This window comes from Filimonas lacunae (assembly GCF_002355595.1).
Lineage (GTDB): Bacteria > Bacteroidota > Bacteroidia > Chitinophagales > Chitinophagaceae > Filimonas > Filimonas lacunae.
On sequence record NZ_AP017422.1, the window covers coordinates 447,559 to 472,606 of the forward strand.

At 41.6% G+C, this 25,048-nt stretch carries 19 protein-coding genes and 1 tRNA gene; 7 read left to right on the plus strand and 13 right to left on the minus strand.

Translation table 11 applies throughout. The features are described from left to right. Positions 1 to 23: 23 nt before the first annotated feature. The 8 genes from FLA_RS01790 to FLA_RS01825 all read right to left on the minus strand — a co-directional run bounded on the left by FLA_RS01790 (position 24) and on the right by FLA_RS01825 (position 10,213). On the minus strand, positions 24 to 2,420 hold the full coding sequence (locus tag FLA_RS01790) for an ABC transporter permease (protein WP_076381695.1): 2,397 nt from the start codon (positions 2,418 to 2,420) through the stop codon (positions 24 to 26). Positions 2,421 to 2,672: 252 nt separating this feature from the next. After that, positions 2,673 to 3,107, minus strand: a complete 435-nt coding sequence (locus FLA_RS01795; RefSeq protein ID WP_144264138.1) for a hypothetical protein — start codon at positions 3,105 to 3,107, stop codon at positions 2,673 to 2,675. A 368-nt stretch (positions 3,108 to 3,475) separates the two neighbouring features. After that, positions 3,476 to 5,455 (minus strand): T9SS type A sorting domain-containing protein, encoded by a 1,980-nt coding sequence (locus FLA_RS01800; protein ID WP_084206467.1) that lies wholly within the window; start codon positions 5,453 to 5,455, stop codon positions 3,476 to 3,478. Between the two features lie 47 nt (positions 5,456 to 5,502). Then, positions 5,503 to 6,336, minus strand: coding sequence for a hypothetical protein (locus FLA_RS01805; protein WP_076381698.1), 834 nt, complete (start codon positions 6,334 to 6,336; stop codon positions 5,503 to 5,505). A gap of 312 nt (positions 6,337 to 6,648) precedes the next feature. After that, complete coding sequence (locus FLA_RS01810) at positions 6,649 to 7,359, minus strand: hypothetical protein (RefSeq protein ID WP_076381699.1); 711 nt, start codon at positions 7,357 to 7,359, stop codon at positions 6,649 to 6,651. Between the two features lie 29 nt (positions 7,360 to 7,388). After that, the gene (locus FLA_RS01815; protein ID WP_076381700.1) at positions 7,389 to 7,844 is read right to left on the minus strand and encodes a hypothetical protein; all 456 of its coding nucleotides are present in this window, start codon (positions 7,842 to 7,844) and stop codon (positions 7,389 to 7,391) included. Between the two features lie 243 nt (positions 7,845 to 8,087). Then, positions 8,088 to 9,359: a polymer-forming cytoskeletal protein gene (locus FLA_RS01820; RefSeq protein WP_076381701.1), complete on the minus strand. Its 1,272-nt coding sequence runs from the start codon at positions 9,357 to 9,359 to the stop codon at positions 8,088 to 8,090. A gap of 95 nt (positions 9,360 to 9,454) precedes the next feature. Then, positions 9,455 to 10,213: a DUF2314 domain-containing protein gene (locus FLA_RS01825; RefSeq protein ID WP_076381702.1), complete on the minus strand. Its 759-nt coding sequence runs from the start codon at positions 10,211 to 10,213 to the stop codon at positions 9,455 to 9,457. Between the two features lie 327 nt (positions 10,214 to 10,540). On the opposite strand from FLA_RS01825, the gene FLA_RS01830 reads away from it, so the two are divergent. The 3 genes from FLA_RS01830 (at position 10,541) to FLA_RS01840 (ending at position 13,471) form a co-directional block, all read left to right on the plus strand. Then, complete coding sequence (locus FLA_RS01830) at positions 10,541 to 11,524, plus strand: hypothetical protein (RefSeq protein ID WP_144264139.1); 984 nt, start codon at positions 10,541 to 10,543, stop codon at positions 11,522 to 11,524. Further along, positions 11,497 to 11,913 carry a hypothetical protein gene (locus FLA_RS01835; RefSeq protein ID WP_076381704.1) on the plus strand — a complete coding sequence of 139 codons (417 nt, stop codon included), beginning with the start codon at positions 11,497 to 11,499 and terminating at the stop codon, positions 11,911 to 11,913. The genes FLA_RS01830 and FLA_RS01835 overlap by 28 nt, the downstream gene beginning before the upstream one ends. A 136-nt stretch (positions 11,914 to 12,049) precedes the next feature. After that, complete coding sequence (locus tag FLA_RS01840) at positions 12,050 to 13,471, plus strand: hypothetical protein (protein WP_076381705.1); 1,422 nt, start codon at positions 12,050 to 12,052, stop codon at positions 13,469 to 13,471. Between the two features lie 100 nt (positions 13,472 to 13,571). On the opposite strand, the gene FLA_RS01845 is transcribed toward FLA_RS01840, so the two are convergent. The 3 genes from FLA_RS01845 to FLA_RS01850 form a co-directional block, all read right to left on the minus strand. Continuing rightward, positions 13,572 to 14,729 carry a TlpA disulfide reductase family protein gene (locus tag FLA_RS01845; protein ID WP_159445173.1) on the minus strand — a complete coding sequence of 386 codons (1,158 nt, stop codon included), beginning with the start codon at positions 14,727 to 14,729 and terminating at the stop codon, positions 13,572 to 13,574. Between the two features lie 113 nt (positions 14,730 to 14,842). Beyond that, on the minus strand, positions 14,843 to 15,061 hold the full coding sequence (locus FLA_RS31080; RefSeq protein ID WP_076381707.1) for a hypothetical protein: 219 nt from the start codon (positions 15,059 to 15,061) through the stop codon (positions 14,843 to 14,845). 88 nt (positions 15,062 to 15,149) lie between these two features. Then, positions 15,150 to 16,796 carry a vitamin K epoxide reductase family protein gene (locus tag FLA_RS01850; protein WP_076381708.1) on the minus strand — a complete coding sequence of 549 codons (1,647 nt, stop codon included), beginning with the start codon at positions 16,794 to 16,796 and terminating at the stop codon, positions 15,150 to 15,152. Between the two features lie 156 nt (positions 16,797 to 16,952). Here FLA_RS01850 and FLA_RS01855 point away from each other — a divergent pair, with 156 nt between their 5' ends. Together FLA_RS01855 and FLA_RS01860 are read left to right on the plus strand one after the other, a co-directional pair. Next, positions 16,953 to 19,139 (plus strand): peptidase domain-containing ABC transporter, encoded by a 2,187-nt coding sequence (locus FLA_RS01855; RefSeq protein WP_076381709.1) that lies wholly within the window; start codon positions 16,953 to 16,955, stop codon positions 19,137 to 19,139. Between the two features lie 10 nt (positions 19,140 to 19,149). Beyond that, a complete protein-coding gene (locus FLA_RS01860) occupies positions 19,150 to 20,466 on the plus strand; it encodes an HlyD family secretion protein (RefSeq protein WP_076381710.1) in 1,317 nt (438 codons plus the stop codon). 223 nt (positions 20,467 to 20,689) lie between these two features. Here FLA_RS01860 and FLA_RS01865 read toward each other — a convergent pair. Continuing rightward, positions 20,690 to 20,773: transfer RNA gene (locus FLA_RS01865), tRNA-Leu, on the minus strand. A 39-nt stretch (positions 20,774 to 20,812) separates the two neighbouring features. After that, positions 20,813 to 21,322, minus strand: coding sequence for a DnaJ domain-containing protein (locus tag FLA_RS01870; RefSeq protein WP_076381711.1), 510 nt, complete (start codon positions 21,320 to 21,322; stop codon positions 20,813 to 20,815). Positions 21,323 to 21,392: 70 nt separating this feature from the next. Here FLA_RS01870 and FLA_RS01875 point away from each other — a divergent pair, with 70 nt between their 5' ends. Both FLA_RS01875 and FLA_RS01880 read left to right on the plus strand, forming a co-directional pair. Beyond that, the gene (locus FLA_RS01875) at positions 21,393 to 22,592 is read left to right on the plus strand and encodes an NAD(P)-dependent oxidoreductase (protein ID WP_076381712.1); all 1,200 of its coding nucleotides are present in this window, start codon (positions 21,393 to 21,395) and stop codon (positions 22,590 to 22,592) included. A gap of 116 nt (positions 22,593 to 22,708) precedes the next feature. Then, positions 22,709 to 25,048 carry a TonB-dependent receptor gene (locus FLA_RS01880; RefSeq protein WP_076381713.1) on the plus strand — a complete coding sequence of 780 codons (2,340 nt, stop codon included), beginning with the start codon at positions 22,709 to 22,711 and terminating at the stop codon, positions 25,046 to 25,048.

The following is a 25,048-nucleotide window of genomic DNA, read 5'->3' on the forward strand; positions in this document are numbered from 1 at the left end:
TTGCAGGGAGGCGGCCTTTTGTTTTATTCCGCCTTCAGGCTTTTTACCGGGCTGGCAATGGCTGCTTTAGTGCAATGTATACTTATCAGGGTAAACGCCATGGCGGCTACAGACACCAACACTAATAAGTAAGGGGCCATGTTTTGCTGAACGCGATAGGCGAAATTTTGTAAAAAATGTTCGGTGCACATATAGGCCAGCGGCCATGCTATAATGTTGGCAATGACAATAAGCCAGGCGTATTCCTGTAAGAAAAGCATCACGATACTGCCCACATTGGCGCCCAGTACTTTGCGTACTGCAATTTCTTTCATGCGCTTATTGAGTGTAAATACTATTACACCCAGTACACCCAGTAGTACTATAATAAGGTTTAATACGGTGGCCACATCTGCTGCTGTTTTCAGCTGTAGCTCTGATTGGTACATAGCTTCAAACCTGTCATCCATAAAAGAATAATCAAAAGGGGCATTGGGTGACAGGGTATGCCATTGCGCTTTTATATCATCCAGGGTAGCAGTGATATTGCTGGTGTTCAGTTTCACGGCCATGTACCGGTAAGCTTTTGCATATTTCAGGTTGCCAAAACCCAAAGGGCCTATCTTATCCTGCATGGATGAGAAATTGTAATCGCCTATTACGCCGCTGATGGTAGCAGGCCCGCCAGGTGTTTCAATTTGTTGTCCCACTGCATTGGTGTTGGTAAGTCCCAGCTCTTTCACTGCTGTTTCGTTTAGTACCAGGCCGCCGCCGGAAGGATCGAAGAAAGTGCCTGCCTTCATTTTTATACCAAAGGTTTTTGCATAATCTTCATCGGCGTTGGAGATGGGTAAGTTCAACTGTTTCTTTGTGCCTGTGCTACCGGGAGGAAACAATATGATTCTGCCAAACGGCGTGCTTTCAGGGAGGTCAAAGGCTACGGTAACGTTTTGTACATGGGGTACCAGTAACAGCGCATTTTTAATCGTTTGCATTTTTAACACCCCTGCGCTATCCCATTGCTTGGGAAACGCCGATATTACCAGTATCTGTTCTTTATTATAGCCAAGATCTTTGTGAAACAGGTAGGTAACCTGTTTGGATAAGTTAAGTGCGCAAATGAACACCAGTATAGCCAGGGAAAATTGCACTACTACCAGCGCGCGCTTCAGGCCCCGCCCGCCTTTGGAGCTATCTATTTTACCCTTTACTGCCTGTATAAGATGCGTGCTGCTTAATACAAAAGCCGGGTAGGCACCTGCCAGCAAGCCTATGGCGGTTACCAGGCCCAGTAGCTGCATGCATTCGGCTGCTGAAAAATTCCATACCGGTTTTAGTGTGGTATTCAGCACTTTTGAAAACACCGGTGTCAGTAACTGATAAAAGAGCAGGGAAAAAAGGGCGGCCATAAAAGTAAGTATCAGTGCCTCCAGCAAAAACTGCAGTACCACCTGTCTTTTAGCACTACCAAATGTTTTGCGCAGGCCAATTTCTTTTAAACGGTAAGCAGAGGTGCCTATATTAATATTTACATAATTGATAATGACCATGAGTAAAATAAACATCGCTATTGTAGAGAGGATGGTGGTCATCTTTTTTACAGCAGCGTTGTTGTCGTTCAGGTAGTAATCTTTCACTGGTACCGTGTTGGCCCACAGGTTTTTCCAGATAAAATCGGAGGAGTACTTTTTAATAAGCTGGTTTAGGGCAGCGTTTACTGCTTGTACATGTACGCCGGGCTTCAATTCTATAAAGCTGAGCATGCTTACATTATCCCAGCTGAGCGAAGGATCGCCTGAGTTATAATACCTGTTGCCGGTGGTGGGCACATACACGCTGTATTCGTCTTTTAGTAAATGGGTAACTGAATTATAAGGAAGATTTTTTAATACCGCAGATACCATATAGTCTTGGGAGGTGCCGGCTACTGTTGTTTGAATGCTGAGTGTTTTACCTATGGCGTTCGTAGTGCCAAATAGCTTTTTGGCAAATTGGGCCGTGATAACAGCTGCATTGTTACTGGTAAAGGCGTGATTTTTATCGCCATGCAATAGTGGAAAATCATACATCGATACCAGTGTGGTATCGCAGATAGCAATGTCTTCTTTAAAGTGCAGGTTACCACTCGATACTACATTGGTAACCGGGTTGTAACGAAAATAATTTGCCACCAGCGCGGGGTATTCTTCTTTGATGGTTTTAGCCCAGGGGGAAATGGAAACGATTTCAGACCCCAATCCCTTTTCTTTCCAGGCTGTTTTAATGTAGTACTGGCGATCTGCATGGCGAAGTGTACTGTTTATCCGTTGCTGGTCCAACACATACACCCCAATGATCATGGAAAAGGTGATGCCTATGGAAAGGCAGAATATGTTGATGGCAGAAAACAGCTTATGCTTTGTAAAATGGCGAAAAGCAATAAGGGCATAATTTCTAAACATAACGTTATTTGTGTAGGTAGTTAATGCGAACCATAGTTTTCAGCTTCAACAGGTATGCCAGGCTGGTAACTACATTATTTGTAAGCTTTATGAGTAGCGGTAGGGGGGAAGGTGTACGAAAATGAACACTTTTTTGTCCGCTATTGTAAAGGCGGTAAGTGGGCTTGATATTCCTCCTCCCGGCTTAAAAATAACAGGGCGGCTTATTTTTAAGCCGCCCTGTTGGTATATATCTTACGCAGGTAATTTTTGTTAGCGGCCATAGCGCCAGGCCAGAATAATAGCCACTACGTACAGTATCATAGTGAAACGAATCCACAATGGAGAAGGTGTGAGCTTGTCTGTAATAAGTGCTTTCAGTTTTGCCAATATGGCTTGTTTTATTTCCGGAGCTGGTGCATGCCAGTTGATATCCTCGAGCTTTACCTTGCCAAGCAGGTAATTCAATAATCGTTTTTGTAGTTTATTGGTACCGGTATCCTGGCGTGTTTCTGCTTTCAGTTCTTTAATAGATTCTTTGGTAAGCGCGGCGTCCGATTCGTTGTTTTTTAGTGCCAGCCGTGGCAGTACGCGGTCCAGGTAGCCACTCAGTTTGTGAATAAGGTAGTCGCCCAGTTTATTTTCCCAGCACAGCGAGAGTGCTGTTCTTACTGCATAGCCCGAAGCCATGGATGAGAACAATAGCATGCCACCAAGTGAAAGTATAAGCAGTAGGGTGGGCCAGAAGGCACTAGATAATAAAACGAGAATGGCCAAGATAACACCCGGAAGGCCTGTTCCTGCTCCGGCAAACCCGGGACTCTGAACGGGAAATAGAATAAGGCTAAAGACGAATGCGGTAATGCAGAGTAGTATGCCGGGAATAGTAACTCTGAGCCAGGCAAGGAATGAACGGGCGGCGATTTTTCCGAAAAGGGAGATATTAGTGTTCATGGACAAAAGATATAAATAAAAATGATATCACCTCATTGCGGAAATTATCAGGTGTATCTTAAAAAGCAAAGAGACCTGCATTATCAGGTCTCTTTACGCTACTCTTATAAACAACGTTTCTTTTACAGCTTAATTATTTTGTAAGAAGTTTTTTTGTCTCCATACAGTATATTGACTATATAAAGGCCTTTTGTCAATTGATCAACATGAACCGGGTTGATGGTTCCTGTTTGTACTTTGTCGGTTTTCTGAAGCGTCCCCTTCATGTCGTATATTAACAGCGTTGCCCTTCTTGAACCTGGCACAGCAGTAAGATCTACGTTCAGCAGATCGCTGGTAGGGTTAGGGTATATTTTAATGGCGCTGTTTCTGTTAAACGCGCTGGTGTCTATCCCGGCGTTGCTGGTGTCTATAACCGATGGGTCTACCCTTAAATACTGAGTAACTTTGTTCTGATAAGGTGAACCGTTACAAAGCGCTTTAATTTCTGCAGTGGTAGCCGGTGCCAATGTTGTAGCGCAGCTGGCATCCGGAAGATAATCGTCTGAATCGGGGTTCATCACATAGTCGCTCACTGCCTTGGTTTCATATACAGCAACGTATGGCACAACAGTGCTGCTCCCTGCTACTTTAAACTTGGCTACTATTTTTATTTTTACAATTCCTGGCGACCATCCGGTAACCATATGGCCCAGCCAGCCATTATATTCATAATAGTCAAAGTTTTTAACCACGTCTTTTAAGCAACCCAGGCCATAATAGTCTGTTTCGTAAGACTGATTGCCATCTGTGTAAATAATAGATGCGGTGATTTCGCTTTGAGAGAGGTCGAATCCAGCATTAGGGTTTACTGTATAAGAGATATTGTCCTGTAATTTGAAAGTAGACCAGGAGAGGAATTCATGAGATTCTGGTGTCCACTCATCATAATAAACATAATTGAAGGCATTTCTTACAATCGGCTCCTTCAACAAAGTGAAAATGCCGGGAGAGTTATTGTAATATGGTTTTACAATGGTGGACATCAACGTTTGCTCCGAGCCAGGCACAATCAGCTTTTTATAACCGTAAGGAGAGCTGGTAACTATGCTTCCGGTGCCATGCAACGAAATGTCCAGTACTAAAGGGCGTGGAGGTTCTGCTGAGCTGCCGTTAAATAGCGTAATCAGGAAATCGGCTGCTCCGGCAACGCCCGGAAGTATATTGGAGATAGAAGAGAACAGAGAAGATAGTTTAGATATCTGCGTGGGTTTCAGGTTCAGATAATTGTTTTTATTCTTCACCAGATCAGCCGCCCATTCTGCACCTTTGCCGGCATTTTTTAGTACGCTTACAATGCTTGATAACGGGGATGTTGCATTAGCCTGGTTGCCTATATTGCCTGTTCTGCCATAGAGGTCGGTGGCTACTCCGGGGCCCAGGTTTTGAATAGCGGTTCCTTCAATGTTGAATTGCAGGGTGCTGGAGCTGGCCAGCTTTACGTTTAATTCCAGTGCTGTTTCAAAATTACAGATACAGGGATCGTACTGTAAATAAAAATCAGCATGATACCAGTATAATATCTGATTCAGGTAAAAGTTATTGATGCCTATAGGAGCTACGTTGTTATTGAAATTTTCTGTAGCGTGCCTGCCTGTGCCGGAAAAGTTTTCCAGTACAGCTGAACGGCTTTCATTGTCTACATACTTGAGCTCAATGGTAATGGCGTTATTCTGATTCAGCAAATTGGCAAATGCAACAAATACCCGTAAAAGCCCTGTTCTTTTGTTGTACAAAATCAGGTAAGGGAAATCTGTTCCTACGGTAGGGTTTCCAAAGTCGTATTGAATTAACTCCCAGCCATCGGCATTGGCAAAATCCTTTAACGTATACTGAGAAAACTCAACCGTGTTGGGGTTGGTTAATCCAGATGAAAAGTAAGGAGATTGTACTGTTCTCGGACCAAGGCTGTTAGTATAAATGGTGTAGGTTTCTGTGGTCCAGTCAATAAAGTTGCCGGAAGAGCCACTGCCGTTAATACAGGGAGCATTGTCATGAAAAACAATCTGTGAGTTTGCGTGTAATGCCGCCATAAGAAATAATAGCGTAAATAGTTTCTTCATAGTTCCAGTGTTTTGTTTCAGGTAATAAGAAAGCGGGAGAGCGTGTTTTATAAGAGTCTGTTAGCGGCAAATACCCGTTTTGTTTCTTTCCAGACGCCGTTGTCATCCGTGAAAAAAGAACAGGTAATGCTTATTTTGTTTCTGTTAGTGTCGTCTACCCGGCCATAAAGCTTTGCTTTAGGGCAGCAGGGTAAAAATCCGGTATTATCGCAATAAAAAGCCTTGTAGCCTGCTTCCATGGGGTAACCGAAATAGTCTACGCCAGGTGTGCTGAAACCACATGCTCCTGTAGTAGGATTGCCGGCACAGCCACGTGGTAAATTGTAGATACGCATACCATAAGATCTGGTAGTGAAAGATCCGTCTGGTACAGGGCCATTGTTTACGATATAAACACTGAATGTGTCAGCAGGGGTATCTGTAAAAGCGCCCTGCCATCTTCCTGCATAAGGCAGCTCAATCAATTGCTCTGGCTCAAATAAAGAGTCGCGTCCAAAGCCTTTAGGATATAGTACGGTTACGCGTTTTATTGTTTTACTGGTTAGATCTGTTATTGCCGCGCAGCCTTCCGGATTGCCGGTAGCAGTAAAGGCTATGGGGATGCTTTGGCCTGCATTAACGGCGGTAAATTTTAATGCTACAGTGGAGTCGTGAAAAATTCTGGTATCTTCTCCTATTTGCCAGATATAAGAGGTGTATTTCTTTACTGAATGGGCAGTGAATGCGAATCGAATAATGGTATCAGTTTCGGTAAAGCCATAGCCAGGCAAATCTTCGCCTATGCTAAAATCTGCTGTGAATTCTTTGTCGCAGGGATCAATAACAGGTTTTTCTGTACAGGCCGAGAGGCACAGAATCAAAAATAGGAATAGCAACCTCATAAGGTGTTTAGGTTTAAGGTTTGGTTATTGAAAGTTATAACATGAAAATGTAGAGAATGTATAACCTGTGTTACCAAATTGACAAGTTTCTGATGCGATGCTGTTTTTGGGAAAGTATATAATAAATAGAACTAAAAAAATACAAGAGATTGCCGACAGGAGATGTCGTAAAATAATTTATAAGTTGTTGTAAGCATAATTTGTGCATAGGTATTGTTATGACTTGTAATTGTAGTTAAACAATGCCCAAAACGAAAAGGTCTCACAAGTGAAAACTGTGAGACCTTTTCGTTTTATTTATTCGGAATTAATTTAAACCGTTTGCTTTACGATTGCTAAATGGGGATACCTGGATTTTAATTCCTCCAAAAAATGCTCCCCAACAACCTGGTACTTTGCCCTGGTTTGCAGGTTTTTTTGTTGGTTCCACATCTCTGTAGTAGTAGGAATATATTTTAATCTGTCATGAATTTCCAGCGATAGTGGCTTGCCATCCACATCAAAGGTAATCGTGTGCACTTTGGGTAGATATTCTTCTGCCTGCTTAGCATAAAATCCCAGTGATGTTTTTAATACACCGTTATTTTGTAGTTGGGCATTGGCTATGCGCGATTCATTAAAAATTAAATGTTCTTCCAGATCGCCTTCTGTATCAGCAGAAAGAAGATGTAATTCTTTACCGCTCAACACCCAGAATGCATCTGTTTCAACGCGTTGAACCCGTACGCCAACAGTTGATAATGCTACATTTTTAACCCCGTCTCCGATAAATTGTTGCACTTTATTGGCGGTGCTTTGAGGTGAGGATGCAGTACTGAAAGCGTCAATGGGTTTGTCTTTCATCCATTTTTGGAGGAAGGCAAAATCCTGGTTTAATAACTCGGTTTTATAAAGCGAATACAACTTGCGTTCCTGGTCGATATTTATTTCCGCTTTTGCAGATTTGTGACGCTTGTTTATGATCACCGAAAACACTATACCTGCAACAATAACTACTACCGGTATAAAATACATTGGGTTCATAGTGTATCAAAATTTGCAAGGCGTTAGCATTATACGGTTGTAGGTTCTACTGTCTTTTCTTCTTTTTTAGAAGAAACAGCACCCCATACGATAAGGCCAATAATCAATACAGCCACTATTTTACCGCCATACTTTGTGTAAAAAGGTAATTTATTGATGTCAGCCTTATTGACCTTTTGCGATGCAAGAATGCCGTCTAGTTCGCTTTCAGGGATGTCGTAATAAGTGTCTGATTGCTTATTATATCCCACCAGCTTTGGTTCTTCTATAATGTACAGCGGTAGAATGTAGGCAATGTTGAATTCTTTGTGAAAAGTAGCAAGGTCAAGATGGGTACCATCCTTTAATTTAAACTCCTCTGTGTCTGGTAAGTCATACACTTTGTTGAGTACTTCTCTTTCTCCAAAAGGAATTTTAAGTCTTGCAATCGCTGAGGTAGAAGAAAGTGTAATAAGTAAGGCGATAAAAATGCGATGAGTTAGCATAGTCCTAGTATTTTGTTCAGGTTATGAGTGATTAACCAGTTTAGCTGGCTTATAATTTCGTCGCAATAGTACGTGTTTTTTCTAATATTAGAAAAATGTTAATAATTATATTCAGTTGTGGTTTACCGCAGAATGGCATTATCAAAACAGGTTGTGATAGCGTTACTGTTTACAGATGGTTGTTTTGATGTAGGATATAATTAGTGATTATTTTATATAGAGACCTGGGTGTTTTTACTTGATCTAAAGCCGATCCAGTTTTCGTTGGTACTTCTGCGTAATATCACTCCAGGCCTTACTGTGCATTTCATTGTTATATAGTAATTGGCTATAAGCATAGGTGTCGGCTGAAAAATGCCAACCGAAGATGTTCTCCAGATATTGAGCATCCGCTTCAATAACGCGCTTTAGTACATTTTCTTTGGATACTCCGGCAGCGTTACAATATTTATCAAGCCATGCACCACGACCGCTTTTTACATACGTAACCAGCAGGTCTTCTGTAATAAAGGATGCCGGTATGCGTTCCATTTGGGAATCGTTGTGGCTGATGAGGGTTTGTAATAAGGTTGCATCATAAAAGCGTTCGGGAATGTCCAGATCAATGATGGCGCCTTTGGTAGCTGCTATCTGGCAAAGTTCCCTGGTAATGAGTGTTTCCGGAAGGTTGCGTAGGGCTATTCCGCTAATGTTCACCGCCTGTAGTGCCAGTTCAGGAGTGATAAGAGAGGGCGGGAAATGTTGCAAGGCAAAAACCGATTTGTGAAGTGCCTGCATGCATAATGTCTGCGTTCGCTGTTCATGTGGCACTCTTTTCAGGTTCCGGTAGTTTCGATCTATCTTTTTTTGCCAATAGTGAATGTTGTGTTCAGTAGGTTGTAATACGTATTCACCCTCTGCCAGGTCGTAACGAATTTCCTCAAATGACGAGGTGAGTTTATTATTCAGTACTGCTTGCAGGTTAAGGGAGATATGTTCGTCTTCTTCGTCATTTTCAAAACACGCATTCTCTTCCGGACTGGCAGGATCGTTGTCGTTGTAATAAAAATCGCGAATGTTTTTACGGGTTGGAATAAAGTGATAGTCTTCTACAATCATTACCGGTGCTGTAAACAGGCCAGGGCATTTCATCCAGCCGTGGTTGTAGTGCAGCATGATCACCTCTTCTGCGGTAACACTCCCTTTGACATGCGTGGGCGATCCGCCAATGAGCAGGCTACGGCATTCTATATTACCTGTTACATATAAGGCCGGGCCGTAGTCTCCTTCTTCATTGATGATATTTCCTTGTACCTGCAGATTGCCATCAACAATATATCCTTCTATACCTGCGGGTAGCTTATCTGTATTCAATAGGAAATGATCTGTTAGTATAAGGTCGCCTTTGTGGAGATAGAAGCTACTGTTAGTATCTATACTATCCTCAAACATATCGCTATTTTCAAAGATGTTCTCGTGGATGGTATACTGAGATTTGGCGTCTGTTACTGTGATAGTTTCAAAAGAGGGATGCATATAGGAGAGGGGCTATTCAGTGTGTGGTATCAGAAACTTTAAGAGCTTGCCACAGTAAGCGCGGTGCATGTAGGCTTACTGTGGCAGGCGGGTAGTTATTTTTTCAGTAATGGTATAATATGCTCCCAGTTCAATGCTATGGCAAAGTCAAGGGCTGTTTTGCCATTGTTTGTGGTAAGTGATGTATCTGCACCGGCAGCTAACAACTCCTCTACATAGGTTCTGTTGCCGGCAATGGTTTCTGTGTGTAACAGGGTGTAGCCGTTTTCATCTGCTACATGTATTTCAGCGGGGTTTTGTTGAATATGTTCTATCACTTGTTGCCGCATGTTTTTACTCATGGGATGCTCCACCAGGTTTTCAGGATGCTCTTTTTGCTGGTATACAATGCTGATGTCGTTATAGTCGCCAAAATCTAAACCCCAGGCGGCATCATGATCTTCCCTTTCCTCTTCGTTCATTTCAGAGCGGATGGCATGGATGGTAAAACCGCCGAAGGTAAGGTCCTGGCAAACGAAAAGCCAGTCGCTGATTTGATCCAGAGTAAGTTTTACCTCTGCGCCGTTTTCAATATTGGTAAGCTCGTTGGGAGTGTTCACCAGTATGCCGTAGATGTATTCGCCATCAAACCCAACATTGTTGATCCACATGTTTTCTGTGATCGGTTCTGTATCAGGTCCGGTTTCTTCCATAAACACAGCTTTTACACAGGCTACGTTTAAGGCAGGTACTATTCTGCGGTATTCCCACGAAAGCTCTCTCCAGAAGTATTTAAATGTGTTTTGGGCTTTTTTATACGCTGCAAGCATGGCGGGACTGTCACCTTTGACGTAGAAGATTCTTTCATTACTCATAGATATTGGTATGGTTTGCTGTTGTAAATGTAATTAAATAATTGGCGAAGCAAAAAGGGTTTACTGGCAGTTGGGTAGAGTATAAGTTCGTTGTAATAGCGCCTTTTTGTAGTGAAGGTTTGTGGCCATCCTGGAAAATGCTTAATTTTAAATGAAGCCGGTTAATAGCAGAAGCTACGGTGAACCTAATCTATGTTATTCACCAGGTGCCTATTCTGCTTGTCGGGCATTGGCAATGTATTTTTCTGCTCATTTCCCCAATGAGACAGTGCATTATCTTTTTTTTCATGTCAATAATGGTATCGTCAACATTTGTAAAAAGTAATTATGAAGAAGTTGTTATGTGGTAAAAATTGCCTGGTGGCAGTTCTTTTATCTGTTACGGTTTTTCTTACCTGTTCCGTGTCGGCACAAACGGGGTATTTGTATAGTGAGAAAACTTACAAGACCGTTATGCAGGCTTGCCAGGCTTATATGGACTATATGTATAAGCGGGATGATAGTAGCCAGAATACATTATCAGGAGTTAAGATTAAACATACAGGCAGGGCTGTTGCCCTTAGCCGACAGTGGTATGGGGTGGTGGTAACCAAAACAGATTCCTTTGAAGATGGCGAAAAGCGCAGTGAGACATTTCCTGTTACAGATAATCTGATAGAAGTAGTGAATCTGGAAAGTATGCCAGCTATCATTCCGCCCACTCAACCTATTCTTACAGATAGGAAGGGGAAGGAGATGGGGAAGTTTGAAAGGGGAAGGCAGTTGATTATTACTGATCCAGCTATTTTGCTATACGGTGGTAACGTAATTCAGTTAGCGCCTGATAAAACAACTACCATTACAGGAACGATGGATGATGTGGAAGTGGTGGCGTTGAGAGGAAGAACTTCTGATGGTAAAGCACTCAACGGTATTACGCTTTCGGGTGAGGTGAATGACGGTGGTGTAAATATTTTACGGTCGCCCCGGTGGGGAGAGCTTAAAAAAGAATATGGAAAGAAGGTGGGGAAGAATGAATGGGTATACGACTGGGAAAGCATTTCAAATAAGTTTTGGGAAGAGATTAACGAACCATGGCTGGAAGCAGCGGTGCTGTTGGGAGATCCGATCAGGTTAGAGTCGAACCCTGCAAAAGACCGTGCTATTTTTGTTACGGATGCTAAGGGTGAATTTGTTTTGAGCAATGGAAAAAAGGTGCCATCCATCTTTGGCAGAGAAGTAGCGTATATTACATCAAAGGGGTATAAGATACAGGCAGATGGAACTGCTATAAAAAAAGAATTATGTCGTACTATCCTGAAAAATATTTAACCGCTGATATACTAAAGCAGGTACTGGATAAATATCCCTGGCCTGCACCTTATGACCTTACAGATGGAGTTGCCGGAAATATACTGGTGCATTTTCCTGCCTGTACACTGGTGTTTATGGAAGGCTTTGAAAGCAGTATGAATGCTTATTTCCTGAACAGCCAGTCTGGCCGGACTGACTCACAGGCATCGCTCAGTGTTTTTGAGGCTGCTGGTAAAGTAAGGTTACTCCGGCAGCAGATACCTGGTTTTAATGAGCCGGATGAATTCAATGAATTAGGCCCGGATGCTTCCCGGGAAAAAGTGATGTTAGGAATAGACAATATCTGTATGCTGTTACAGAATTATTTGCTGCCGTATATAGCAGGGGATATGCCTGTAAGATTTTAGCAGCAGTAGTTTCTCGGGATATTGCCATAAACTATTACAACATACTGGCTGATAAGGCCATGTAAACCGGAGGAAGTGGCTGTACTATGATATAGTAAATTGCATGTATATTTGATTTCCATTAAAACTGCTGATAATGCAAACCCATGCCGATAAAAAAACGTCCCAGCGGGCGCCTGTCGCTGTTGGACAAACTTCTTCACACCAGAATAACAGTATTCAGTTACAACAGTTAAGACAGTTTCAGAAAATAGCAGGCAACAGCAGGCATGTGCAACAACTGAAAGCCATGCAGGCCAGGATGACTGGGCATGTAAGCAATAGTGCTGTTGCGCAACGGAGAGTTTTTATTGGTGCCAATGAGATGACCCCGGTAAACGGGCAGCGATCGCACAATGCACTGTTGAATGGAGTAAAAAAGACACTTGATAGCAGGGATAAAGGACTAGGATTTGTAAAAGATGAATATATACGAAAATACAACGATGAAGCTGAATTTAACGATCATAGTAAGTCCAGACCGGTAGAAGTGGGGTTGGCCCGGAAAATGGGTAGATGGTACAGGTTACCGGAACTGAAATCAAATAAAGAATTTTTTGTGCTGGGTGAAAGCCATGGCACTTTTGGGTACCGTGAATTGGTGGCGGAGAGTAACCTGTCGGGGAAAGTGTTGGGCGAAGGCGGTACAAGGGACATCCTTTCTGCTACCGGCAATGCTAAGATAGAGATGAATGAGAGTGCGGATGCTTTAAAAGAGAGAAATGGTACGTCCAGAGAGGGGAAAATGGAAACTACTTTCGCTAAAAATTATTATGCATTAGCCGAATTAAAAGTGGGATTGGAGGCAATGATCGGTAATAGGGGAGTGATGCCTGCGAGTACCAGGAACATGCAGGCAGAAAGTGCCTGGTTAGGGGATTATAAGGCTGCGGCTGATCGCGGTGAAGATGCTGGTAGTAAGTTGCCTTTTTATAAGCATCATGGTGAGAAGTATTATGCTACTACCGGTTCAGCTGCAGAAAATTACGATGTAGTTGCTACCGCTAAAAGCTTACTCACTAAGTTAAATACTGCCATCGTAACTTATCTTACCAAACATAAGAACAAAGCTGCTGCATATGCAGGCACGCTGGTGGATGCCATGCTGAATGAATTAACCAGAACGGACACGCTGGTAGATGCAGATGAAAAAGTAAAGGGTTTAAAGAATGCAATAGTATTGATTGACAAGCTGTCGTATGTTATGGAATACCTGTCTAAAAAAGAAGCAAAAGAACAGGAGTTTCCTACAGACGGTACCACCATGGGAGAAAGGGTAACTGCTGTTAACAATGCTGCTTTTGCTGCAAGATGGAGTGATGATAGGAAGAAGGCTTTTGCATACAGAGACTTCTCTATGTTTAAGGCTGTTGTAAAAGCAAAGAATGATGGGGATTATATAATGGCTGGTATGGGCGACTGGCATGCACAAAACCTGAAAACAGCCTTACAGGCAGAGCATATAAAAGTATTAACGCTAAATGATTTCTTCGCGAAAACAACCAATGCCATTGTGTAAGCGATAACGCCAGGAACTATTCAAAAGGCAATAAAAGAATCCGGATACGGGAGTAAAATGGCGTCGCCATCTACTCCCGCATTCACTTTTTAAACGACCTTTATAGGCTATCATTTCCTGATCTGTCATAAATTCGACTTATATCATTTATCAAGGCCCGATTATTATCATTCTCGTAACGCCCAATAATCATTCCTTTAGGATCAATCAATATTTTAGTAGGTAAAATAGATACTCCGTAAAGAACCATAATATCATTTTGATACCGATCTGAAAGCCCATGCTGCCAAAGTTCAACTTTATCCCTTTTTATTGCTTCTTTCCATCTGTCCTGCGAATCAGCATCATCAGCAATGGCAATAAATGCAATATTCGCCTTATTTCTTTTTAATACTTGATATAAAGAATCCAGTTCAGGATTCTCTTTTCTGCAGGGCTTGCACCAAGATGCCCAAAAGATCAACAAGACATATTCCCCTTTATAATCAGCCAGCCGGATTTTTTTTTGCACTGGATTGGTTGCCTCAAAATCACTTGCAATAGTATACATTGCACCGCTTTTCCAATTGTTCATCTTCAGTTGCAGGTTTTTACCGTACCGGCTGTTCTGCACTTCAGCCCCTAGCTGCTCATAAAAGGTATAAAATAAGGCAGGGGAAAGACGATTCATGGTATATGTTAATTCATGGGCTGTAACAATAGAGTGGGGGTGATTTCTAAAAAAAATAGTATCAATTGTAAATAACCTTTGACTCAAAGGAGCTGTTTGTTCCTTTAAAGAGTCCATTTTGTCACCAATCAAATCGAGCAAAGTCGAAGAGTCCTTAAGTTTGCTCAATACTATATATCTGTAATTCAATTCTTCATACTGCCTGTTTAGGGGCGCCAGCAAAGAAGCTGCTTCCCCTCTCAATCGCTTTAATTCTTTATGTTCATTTTCTGTATCAGACCCTGTTAAATCAGGCAAACCAAAAACATTATTCGTGAAGCGTAAGGTCAGCAGCTTTGGTTCAATAAAAAAAGAGGTGGTATTGGTATCAGAGGCATTCCATCGCTTTGCGTTTCGCTTTGACAAAAAGGCCAATACCGGTTGGGAAATATGACCTTTGAAATGAAAGCCTCCATTTGTTACCAGGGAACTGTCCATTATTATTTTTTCTGATGCAGAAAAATAACTTAAATACAAGTACTTACCATCCATCTGCTCTACGGTGCCATTTAATAGAAATACACCTTTGGATGCTATTTGAGCATTCATAAGAAAAGGAAACAAAAAAAACATCGTTACTACGAGGTTAAGATATCGCAACATAACTATAATAAAGTCACAAGATAGTGACTACAAAGTAATCACTATCTCATGATAAATTTTTAATCACATATAACAACACTTGCTTTTGAACATTCATAGCCTGTATCAGAACAGCCAGAACAGATCAAACCTTTGCAACACTTGGAATCCTGCTGGTCGCATTGCGAACCTGATTTAAGGCATCCGCCTGCACCATCATCACCACCCATAATCTTTCTCATTTCATCACGGCTAAGCATGCCTTGAATGTCCTTCAATTGAAATTTTGTTTGTCTCATTGTTTTTCATTTTGTAATGTTGATTAATAATCTGTTTTGCCGAATGGGAGGCACAAATTCTTTAAGCCCTTTTTCGCGAAAAAAAAGTTTATTGTAGAAAATAATTCAGATCTTTCAATTCGTACATAGCAGGCAGCTGGTTGCCGTTGATAAAAAAAGTGGGTGTATACCTTATATCAACTTTATCACACCACGCATCCATAGCTTCCAATTTAGAAGCCTGCCTGAGCAATTCTCCATTCATGGGATATTTACCAGCAAAAGCATCAAAATTCAACATCCCTTCTTGATACCAATCATCCAGAGCCTTTTTGGTAACCTCGGCATTATTCTTTTCTGCAATAGCAAGTAAATAACGAACTGGAGGTGCTTTGAAATCATCTTCATCATTAGAAGCCGTAAATATTATCTGTACCTTCAGATTGTTATTATTCTCCAGAAGTTTTTCTATTTCAGGGTGAGCATTAGCGCATGGCCCGCAATAAGGACTGCAAACTTTGATAATGGTATTGGTTGCTGCCGGATTACCCAGCAGAATCCCCATCCCTTCTGTAGAATAGGCTATCTTTTTCGACTTATTCAATAGAGTTGAAAATATTTCTTCATTATACTTCATTCGCATGAATTGCCTACGAGAACGTTTAGCATTTTGCACTTTAATAAACAGGGGCTTTAGTAGATACCAAAATCCAATTGTTGCAAAAACAAGCAAAAGAGGAATTGCCGCAAAAGGCTTAAATGTTATGGATACAAATGAAGAAGATAGAATGCCTGAACTAAGGGCAGTAACAAATTCTAAAGCCAGAACAGCTTGCACAGATAAGCAAAGTAAACACCACTGCTTTGCCACTCGCCATTGATAAAAAATAGAGAAGAATGTATAGGGCAATGCGCATAAATTAAGGAGGACTAGCAGTGAGACTATATAAAAAGCATTTTCGGCCGGCAGCAAACTGGCAATTAACATTGATAAAAAGCTACCTGAAAAATAAAAGAAGCCTATCTCACTCCAGCTTATTACAGAAAACAATTTTGAACTTTTGGAGTTCAGGATTGCATTGCAATTCATCGCTTTTCCTCCCCCCGTGCATAACTTTTGTAAAGCGGGATTAACTTTATCTATTTCATACCAAAGCAGGAGACTTGTAAAAAAAAGGCCGGCAAGTTTTAGTGATAATAATACGGAGTAACCCCATGTAACGCCCGCACTTGCAGCCCCGAAGCTAAAAGCGATAATAGGTAATATGAACATCACGAGTCCTATTCCTATATTCAAGCGTAATTTATTTTGAGAAAGGCGCTCTTTTTTTCTACTCTCAAAATAGTTTTTCTCACCGGAGGCTTCATTTGCTTCTACAAATAATGTAATGCTGCTCCATATCTTTAAAAATTCGTCTCTCGATATAACAAACGGTTTTTGTTTATCTGTATAGTAGGTAATCTTATTTTCAGTTACTCCGGTTACCAGCAAATAGCTTTCTCCCTTTTTAGTATTACAGTCAGCGATAAACGGTAATGGATAAAAATCCAAATCTTCTATAGATGCACGGACAATACGTGTATCTATCTTCCAGGAATGTAATGCATCATGCAAACTCAACATACTGGGATAATCGGGATGGTTTTGCAGGGTTTCAGATATAGTACTATCTGTAACAGGCACTTTCAGTAAACGCAATAATTTTTGAATTACTGATACGGCTTTTTCATTACCGTTAAAAACGTCTTTAATCATATCTGGCTTTTTTATCGGGGTGATAAACCCCCTTGGGGGAAGTTGTAATAAGATTAGCGAATGTAATTTAAGTACTCCCCATAAGTTTTGCTTGATAAACATACATAAAAAATCAATTCAAAAAAAAATCTATATTAGACGTTCATTTATTAACGTATGTCATTTCATTTTTACACGCAGCTCAACTCTATGGATTGTGGGCCTACCTGCCTGCGCATGGTTATCAAACACTATGGCAAACATTATAGCGCTGATTTTATACGACAACAAATGGGATTTAGCAAGGCAGGAGTTTCTCTATTGGGCATAAGTGATACAGCTGAAAAAATGGGATTTCGCACAAGAGGCCTGCAGATTAACTATAAGATGCTTCAGAATGTACAGCAACCCAGTATTTTACATTGGGATCAAAATCATTTTGTGGTACTAATAGAAGCCAGTAAAAGAAAAGTAAGAATAGCAGACCCGGCGCATGGCATATTAATGTATACACCAGAAGAATTTCAGGAACACTGGGCTTCCAATATATCTGAAAAGGATGGGAAAGTAGGTACTGTACTCATGCTGGAGCCAACACCTGATTTTTACAATGACTATGGGGATAAAGAAAAAAAACTAAGTTGGGGTATTTTTACACAATATCTCAGGCAAAACCGATGGCAGATCTCTCAGGTCTTTTTTTCGCTTCTACTCAGTTCTATCATTCAATTGCTGCTTCCTTTTCTAACGCAAACAATGGTAGACACAGGTATCAATACCCAAAACCTTCAGTACATTACAATTGTATTAATAGCACAGCTTACCCTTACATTTAGTAATGCCATTGTTGTGTTTATTCGAAGCCGGCTCCAATTAAACATCTCTAACAGCATTAACTTATCTCTCCTTTCTGATTTTTGGATAAAACTCAGCCGGCTCCCTTTGTCTTATTTTGATTCCAGGCATACAGGTGATACATTGCAGCGCATTAACGACAACCAGCAAATACAGAAATTTTTAACAGGAGATGCCTTATCCATTATATTTTCGGGTGCTAATTTTTTAATTTATGCTGTTATTTTGACTTTCTATAGTGTGCCTTTATTCCTCGTCTTTATGACCGGTAATATTTTATACTTTGGATGGATACGTCTGTTCTTATTTCTGCGCCGAAAAATTAACTACCAGACATTTCACCTTTCGGCCACAGAGAACAATGCCACATTGCAGTTAGTGCAGGGCATGCAGGAAATCAGGCTAAACAATGCGGAAAAATTAAAACGGTGGGAATGGGAAAATATACAGGCGCTGATATATAAGCTCAATTTTAAAAGCCTGAACTACAATCAGTGGCAGTCTACAGGCGGCTTATTCATTACACAAGGCAAAGATATTATACTTAGCTTTATGGTAGCTAAAATGGTAATTGAGGGGCAATTAACATTCGGAACTATGCTGGCAATTCAATATATCATAGGGCAACTAAGCAGCCCGGTGCAACAGCTAATTGGCTTATCTCAAAGCATCCAGGATACAAAAATAAGTATGGAGCGCTTAAACGAAATACACACTCTTAAAGAGGAAGAACCTCCGGAGCAGCACTTTGTTAATGAATTGCCTGAAAGCAAAACACTTTCTATACAACAGCTTTCCTTTACCTATCCTGTTGCAGGAAGTAATCCCGTACTGGAAAATATAAGTCTCACCATACCAGAAGGAAAAACAACCGCTATTGTTGGCGTAAGTGGCAGCGGCAAAACAACGCTTTTAAAGATCTTATTAAAGGTATACGAAGGTTACGATGGTAATATACATGTAGGAAATAAAAACTTCAGGCATCTTGGCCACACTTTCTGGCGTAACCAATGCGGTTCAGTGTTACAGGATGGGTATATTTTTAACGACAGTATTGCCCGTAACATCGCCGTAAGCGATGAGTATATAGATTATCCTAAACTATTAGATAGTTGTAAAATAGCCAATATTCTTTCTTTTATTGAAACACTTCCCAATGGCCTGAATACAAAATTAGGTGCAGATGGTACCGGAATAAGCCAAGGGCAACGCCAACGGATATTAATTGCCCGCGCAGTTTATAAAGACCCACAATACCTTTTTCTGGATGAAGCCACCAATGCTTTGGATGCGAATAATGAAAAAGACATTGTGGAAAACCTCCAGGATTTTTTTAAAGGAAAAACGGTGATTATAGTAGCACATCGGCTTAGTACAGTAAAGAATGCAGACAACGTCATTGTACTGCATAATGGTCAGGTAGCAGAAGAAGGCTCCCACGAGTATCTTGCTTCTATACAGGGTAAGTACTATGAACTTGTCAGGAATCAACTTGAATTAGGACAATAATAATTCCAGAATGGCAAACACAACCAATCGGTATACCATTAAAGAAGATACGGATAAATCAACGCTGCAATCAGAAATGACCAGGGAAATTATTTCCAGAAAGCCTGGTTTTTTCGAAAAATGGGCGTTGGCGATTTTTAGCATTATTCTATTATTACTACTTACAGCTTCCTGGCTGATAAAGTATCCGGATGTGGTAACAGCAAAAGCAACCATTACGACAGGAAATGCACCTAAAGAGATTGTAATAAAAGAGGAAGGGCGTATCGTAAAACTATTTGCGCAAAACGATCAACTTGTAAAAAAAGGCGCGGTACTGGGGTGGATGGAAAGTACAGCCAACCATGCCGAAGTTTTGTCCTTGTCCATGCTGCTGGATAGCAGTATTAACCTGTCTGATCCCGGTCAGATTAAAAATCTTTCAAGCTTGTTCTCGCTTGGCTATACTAACCTTGGAGAAATTCAGCAAGGTTATAGAGAATTCATTACATCCCTGCAACTGTTTAACGATTATATGACAAATGGTTTCTATTCCAATAAGAGAGTCATGCTGGAAGATGATGTAAAAACTTTAGATAAGACCCGCTTAACTATTTTGCATCAAAAAGAATTGACGCAGCAGGATATCAGGCTTTCTGAAGATCGTTTAAAGATGCAGAAAGCTCTTCTTGATCAAAAAGTGATTTCCAGGGATGAATTTCATACAGAAGAAAGCAGATTGTACAACAAGCAAATATCTATACCGCAGATTGACGCTTCTTTGCTCTCCAATGAGACACAGAAAAGAGAAAAAGAGAAGGAGTTGAGTCAACTGGATCACGATATGGCACAGCAACAACTTATTTTTCGTCAGGCATTACAGTCGTTAAAAAGCTTAATAGATGATTGGAAGAAAAAATACGTCATACAATCGCCTTTAAATGGCAAGGTATTTTTCATCATCCCCATTCAGGAAAATCAGTTTTTGCCCCAGACTAAATTGATAGGTTATGTAAATCCGGACGACAGATACTTTTACGCAGAGGCCAATCTGCCTCAGGCAAACTTTGGCAAAGTAGATACAGGTTTGAAGGTGCAACTCCGTTTTGATGCTTATCCCTTTCAAGAGTATGGCGTTGTCAATGGAACATTGAATTATATCTCTAATATTCCTTCAGACAGCGGCTTTCTTGCCACTATTCGTTTAAATAATAAGTTGAAAACAAACAACAATAAAGAGATCCCTTATAAAACCGGCCTTAAGGCCGAAGCAGTCATTATCACCCAAAATATGAGGTTACTGGAGCGTTTTTATTATGATATAATCAGGGCAACTTCCAGAAAATAATTGATGCTAAGCAGAAGTCATATCCTATCAAGGTGCTGTAGGATAAAGCATTGTATAATTATCAACGTATTGAACGGTCGGCCACTCCATGATTCCTAAGCTTCTGCCCCGGCAAATGATCTCTATTATCGGGTAAGTAATGGGCTTTTAAAATGGTATTTGACATTATTGAAAAAAGAAAAGGTCAGCATTAGCTGACCTTTTCAAATCACTGATTTCAGTGTGCCCAGAACAGGAATCGAACCTGCACTTCCTTGCGAAAACAAGATTTTGAGTCTAGCGCGTCTACCAATTCCGCCATCTGGGCCTCAAATCTCCCTTTTATCGGGGTTGCAATATTAGGATACTATTTTAATCCCACCAAAATACGAGTGAGGTATTTTTTCTTGTAATAGTAATCTTTTACTTGCAACAGCTCTTTTTCGGTAGTAACACCTTCCTGATAATTCGTAATAATTGCTTCAACAGGTTCATAAATCTCGGTTTCTACGTTTGCAATTTGTGTTTTTACCTGTGCGGTTTTGGCGGCATTCTGCTCCATAGCAGCATCGGTGGCCATTTCGTTTAAATCCAGCATTTCCATTAAAAAGTCTGGCGGCAGCTGGTATTTTTCCTCTTCTTCCAGCAAGCCCTTGGTTGCCAGTAGGTATTTAATGGTTTCATCCCGGTTTTGCAGCACTTTATAGGCTTTGTTTACGGCGGCGGCTTTTTCCAGTGCTTCGTTCTGCTTGACGGCAGTGGCCTGGGCATAGAAGTCGGGGTGGTATTGCCGGCTCAGTTCGTAAAACTTCTTTTTTACCTGCTGCATATCCGGTTGCAGGCTCACGGGTATAGAAAATAGTTCAAAATAGTTCATAACTGTGTCAAAATGGAAGAAAGCAATCGACGGGCAATTGCTTATCTTTCCAATAGACAAAATTACTACAATGCTTACGATTGGCCTTATTAAAGAGGGGAAAGTTCCAACCGATAACCGTGTAGCCCTTACCCCACCTCAGTGCAAATGGTTGTTAAAAAACAGGCCTGATGTGCGGGTGCTGGTGCAGTCGTCGCCTGGCAGATGCTATTCAGATGCCGAATACCGGCAGGCGGGCGTTACGGTAACAGATGATGTAAGCGGTTGTGATATTTTGCTGGGGATTAAAGAAGTGCCGATAGAGCAGTTATTACCGCATAAAACCTACCTGTTTTTTAGCCATACCAAAAAGAAGCAGCCTTATAACCGTGCCATGCTGCACACCATGATGGACCGGGGCATCACCCTGATTGACTACGAATGCCTGGAGCATGAAGATGGGCAGCGCATTATTGGCTTTGGGTTCTTTGCCGGAGTGGTAGGAGCGCATAATGGAATGATGGCTTATGGTAACCGCACGGGCGCTTATCAGCTGGGGCATGTGTATCAGCATAAAGACTATCGTGCCCTCATTCATACTTATTTTGGTTTAAAGCTTCCCAACATTAAAATTGCAGTAACCGGCAGCGGGCGAGTGGCGCATGGCATACTGGAAATTATGAACCTGATGGATGTGCAGGAGGTGGAGCCGGAAGATTACCTGGGCCGCAAGTTCACGTATCCGGTATATGTGCATTTGAAAGGCCGGAACTTGTACCGTCACCAGGTAACGGGCGAGTATATGCGTGAACATTTTCATCATCACCCGGAAGAATACGACTGCCTGTTTCCGCAGTTTAGCACCTGCACCGATATATTGATGAACGGTACTTATTGGGCCGAAGGTGTGCCGCGCCTGTTTGAATGGGAGCATTTGTTGCGGGATGATTTTGCTATTCAAACCATTGCAGACATCACGGATGATAAAGGGGGCAGCATACCCTGCAATCTGGGTGATGCCACTATTCAAGACCCGGTGTATGGAGTAAACAAACGAAATCGGGAAAAAACACCGCCTTATTTAATCGATAACATAGATATAATGGCCGTGGGTAACCTGCCCAACGAATTACCTCGTGATGCCAGCCGTTATTTTGGCGAGCAGCTGATAAAGCACATCCTGGCTGATTTGCTGGGCAATGGCAGCGATACTTTAGACAGGGCTACCATACTGGAAGCGGGTAAACTCACCCCTTATTTTGACTACCTACAGGATTACGCAGCCCGTTAATTTGTATAAACGGTAAGCTCATATAGGTTATTTCCTATTATGTTTGCGGCGCAACGGTAAAGGCGTTTTGCCCGTCAATACATTTATTACTTAACCTGGTTTTACACGGTAACAAAATGAAAGAAACAATTGTAAGGCTTTTGTTTATCACAACGTTGGTAGCAACCTGTTTTTCCTATGCACAGGCGCAGGAAAAATTTGCTGTAAGCGGTGTGGTGAAATCGAAGAAAAATGGAGAAACTCTGATCGGAGCTTCTGTACGAGTGGTAGACTTATCAGTAGGTACTACCAGCAATGATTATGGTTTTTACTCCATAACGCTACCTAAGGGAAAGCATGTGCTGGAAATTAGCGCAGTGGGCATGGCAGTGAAACAACTGGACATTAACCTCACTGCTAACCAGCGGATAGATGTGGCATTGGAGGATGCTGCCGCGAAAGAGCTGGAAGGCGTAACAGTATCTGCTTCGTCCACCAGCAGCCGTAGCTTAACCAGCACGCAAATGGGGGTAGAGCGGTTAACGATGAAGGAAACCAAGAACATCCCGGTGTTACTGGGCGAGCGCGATGTATTGAAAACCATTCAGCTGTTGCCTGGTATTAAATCGGCAGGTGAAGGTAGCAGCGGTTTTTATGTACGTGGTGGTGCAGCCGATCAAAACCTGATTCTGCTGGATGAAGCGCCGGTATATAACGCATCGCACCTGCTGGGCTTCTTCTCTACCTTTAACTCAGATGCTATTAAAGACATCAACGTATATAAAGGTGGTATGCCTGCACAATATGGCGGACGTTTATCTTCTGTGCTGGATATTAAAATGAATGATGGTAATAACCAGGATTATAACGTAGGGGGCAGCATTGGCTTAATTTCGGCCAAGCTGAATGCCGAAGGGCCTATTCAGAAAGACAAATCCTCTTTCCTGGTATCTGGCCGCCGTACTTACATTGATTTGTTCCTGAAAGCTTCCAAAGACACAGCTATCAACCAGAACAGCTTGTACTTTTACGACTTAAACGCGAAGCTGAACTTTACCCTGGGTAGCAAAGACAAACTGTATTTATCTGGTTACTTTGGCCGCGACAAACTGGGTGTAGGTAAAACCTTTTCCCTGGCATGGGGTAATGGCACCGGCACTATGCGCTGGAACCACATCTTTAGCAACAAACTGTTCTCTAACACCTCTTTGATATTCAGCAACTACGATTATAAAATATCCATCCGCAGTGGTAGTAACGATGTGGATGTGTTTTCACAAATCAGGGACTGGAACATTAAAGAAGAGTTACAGTGGTATGCCAGTGACAAACACAACATTCGTATTGGGGTAAATGCTATTTACCATACCATGCGTCCTGGTGAAATTACTTCGGGTGAAAACTCCAGCTTTAATAACAGTATTCTGCAAAAAAGATATTCCTGGGAAAACGCAGCCTACGTAAGTGATAACTGGAAGGTATCGCCAAAGCTGAACGTTTCTTATGGTGTAAGAGCTACTGCCTTCAGCATATTAGGAGCTGGCGACTTTTACAATGTAGATGCGAATGGTAATATTGTAGACACCCTGCATTATAACAGCGGTCAGGTGGTAAAAACCTATTTTAACCTGGAGCCACGTGCAGCAGTAAGCTACCAGTTAAACAGTTCGGCTTCTTTGAAAACCAGTTATGCACGTAACGTGCAAAACCTGCACCTGATTTCTAACTCTACTTCTTCTTCTCCTACCGATAAGTGGGTGGCCAGCACCAACATTATCAAGCCGGAAATATCTGACCAGGTATCGTTAGGTTATTATAAAAACCTGGCTAATAACGCCTACGAGTTGACTGTAGAAGCTTATTACAAAACCATGCAAAACCAGATCGATTACCGAGATGGCGCAGATGTGTTTAACAACGATGCCATTGAAACGCAACTGTTGTATGGTAAAGGCCGTGCCTATGGTATTGAGTGGTTGCTGAAAAAGAAAGCAGGTAAGTTTACCGGCTGGCTAAGCTATACCTTATCTAAAACCGAGCGTAAGATTGAGGGTATTAACAACGGCTCGTGGTACAATGCCCGTCAGGACAGAACCCACGACATTGCCATAGTAGGTATGTATCAGCTGAACAAAAAATGGACTTTAAGTGCTAACTGGATCTTCTATACCGGTGACGCCATCACTTTTCCAAGTGGTAAGTATCGTGTAGACGACCAGGTAGTGTTTTATTACACAGAACGTAATGGCTATCGCATGCCTAACTACCACAGGTTAGACTTAGGAGCTACTTTAAAGCTGAAAGAGAAAAAGAAATTCAGCAGTGAGTTAACCTTTAGCCTGTACAATGCATATGGCAGGGAGAATGCTTACACCATCACCTTCCGCGAAAGCAAAGACGATCCTAATAAAACAGAAGCGGTTCGTGTAGCGTTGTTCAAATTTGTGCCTTCCGTTTCTTACAACTTTAAATTCTAA

Coding starts and splice junctions, on each gene's coding strand:
- FLA_RS01790 (WP_076381695.1), bottom strand. CDS start 2,420: ATGTTTAGAAATTATGCCCTTATTGCTTTTCGCCATTTTACAAAGCAT.
- FLA_RS01795 (WP_144264138.1), bottom strand. CDS start 3,107: ATGCTATTGTTCTCATCCATGGCTTCGGGCTATGCAGTAAGAACAGCA.
- FLA_RS01800 (WP_084206467.1), bottom strand. CDS start 5,455: ATGAAGAAACTATTTACGCTATTATTTCTTATGGCGGCATTACACGCA.
- FLA_RS01805 (WP_076381698.1), bottom strand. CDS start 6,336: ATGAGGTTGCTATTCCTATTTTTGATTCTGTGCCTCTCGGCCTGTACA.
- FLA_RS01810 (WP_076381699.1), bottom strand. CDS start 7,359: ATGAACCCAATGTATTTTATACCGGTAGTAGTTATTGTTGCAGGTATA.
- FLA_RS01815 (WP_076381700.1), bottom strand. CDS start 7,844: ATGCTAACTCATCGCATTTTTATCGCCTTACTTATTACACTTTCTTCT.
- FLA_RS01820 (WP_076381701.1), bottom strand. CDS start 9,359: ATGCATCCCTCTTTTGAAACTATCACAGTAACAGACGCCAAATCTCAG.
- FLA_RS01825 (WP_076381702.1), bottom strand. CDS start 10,213: ATGAGTAATGAAAGAATCTTCTACGTCAAAGGTGACAGTCCCGCCATG.
- FLA_RS01830 (WP_144264139.1), top strand. CDS start 10,541: ATGAAGAAGTTGTTATGTGGTAAAAATTGCCTGGTGGCAGTTCTTTTA.
- FLA_RS01835 (WP_076381704.1), top strand. CDS start 11,497: ATGTCGTACTATCCTGAAAAATATTTAACCGCTGATATACTAAAGCAG.
- FLA_RS01840 (WP_076381705.1), top strand. CDS start 12,050: ATGCAAACCCATGCCGATAAAAAAACGTCCCAGCGGGCGCCTGTCGCT.
- FLA_RS01845 (WP_159445173.1), bottom strand. CDS start 14,729: ATGAATGCTCAAATAGCATCCAAAGGTGTATTTCTATTAAATGGCACC.
- FLA_RS31080 (WP_076381707.1), bottom strand. CDS start 15,061: ATGAGACAAACAAAATTTCAATTGAAGGACATTCAAGGCATGCTTAGC.
- FLA_RS01850 (WP_076381708.1), bottom strand. CDS start 16,796: ATGATTAAAGACGTTTTTAACGGTAATGAAAAAGCCGTATCAGTAATT.
- FLA_RS01855 (WP_076381709.1), top strand. CDS start 16,953: ATGTCATTTCATTTTTACACGCAGCTCAACTCTATGGATTGTGGGCCT.
- FLA_RS01860 (WP_076381710.1), top strand. CDS start 19,150: ATGGCAAACACAACCAATCGGTATACCATTAAAGAAGATACGGATAAA.
- FLA_RS01870 (WP_076381711.1), bottom strand. CDS start 21,322: ATGAACTATTTTGAACTATTTTCTATACCCGTGAGCCTGCAACCGGAT.
- FLA_RS01875 (WP_076381712.1), top strand. CDS start 21,393: ATGCTTACGATTGGCCTTATTAAAGAGGGGAAAGTTCCAACCGATAAC.
- FLA_RS01880 (WP_076381713.1), top strand. CDS start 22,709: ATGAAAGAAACAATTGTAAGGCTTTTGTTTATCACAACGTTGGTAGCA.